This is a genomic window from Bradyrhizobium sp. WSM4874 (assembly GCF_055811835.1).
The window spans coordinates 1-896 of the sequence record NZ_JBVVPR010000172.1 but is presented as its reverse complement, the minus strand read 5'-3'; the positions used below and the strand labels follow the sequence as shown (position 1 = coordinate 896).

General features: G+C 57.7%; 1 pseudogene. It reads left to right on the top strand.

Annotation, left to right across the window (positions count from 1 at the left end):
- Positions 1-455: pseudogene (locus AC0L3P_RS39885) on the top strand (hypothetical protein); the annotation flags it as partial.
- Positions 456-896: the final 441 nt, after the last annotated feature.

The window sequence follows — 896 nt, the reverse complement described above, 5'->3', positions numbered from 1 at the left end:
TCCTCGCCGCTCTCAGGCAGAAAATCCACTCAAGCTACTGTCCGAATTTGCCGGGCCAGCTCTGTCGAGGCAATCTCACAATGGCGGGGCTTATCGGTTTCTGCACATTCTTTCTGACGACGTGTGTCGATCAAATCGACTTTATGGCCGGGCTCCTGGAGCCGGAAGAACTGTTGAGACGCATGGAGATCTGGACCGAGGAGGAAACCCGCGCAAAACGGCTGCCGAAGGGTTCTTGGCCTTTGCTGCGCGAAGCGGTGATGGCCGGTGAGTATGCGCGGGGAAATGCCCCTACCCTCACGGGATACGAAGAGCGCCAGGCGCGAACAGTCCTCAACGCGCTCATTGAAAAGGGCTACTTGGTTTCACCGACAACGCGCTCGCCCGTGAAGCTCGGCCTTCCCACGGCTGTTGTCGATCGATGCTTTCCGAGACTGTACCAGCCGGCCGGCTAAGTTCCTGCGAAACCCAAGCGTGACCGTCGCACAATCGCAAATACGCTTGTGCGACTAGCGCCAGCGCGCCTGCTGATCTCGAAAGCGCTGCGCCGACGTCCGATCATCATCCGCTTCTTCTGCCTCTTCGATTTTGAGCCAGAGCATGAGCAGCGCATACACGTCTTGCTGAGCTGATAGCCGTGGACGACATCTTGGCGTGAACGGCTTGTGACGAGAATGGCAGAATCGTATCATCGGTCATGCCGGGCGTGGCGTTCGCGGTTGAAGGTGATAGGGTTGGCTTTACAACCCAATCCTAGGCCGGATCAGCGCTTTACACCACGCTCGCCAGCCCCTCAGGCGCACTCTTGCGAATTAAACGCATCAGGATGAATGGTATGGATCCGATCTATAACGACCCGAACTCTTGGATGCGCTGGTACGCCGAGCAACAGGAGC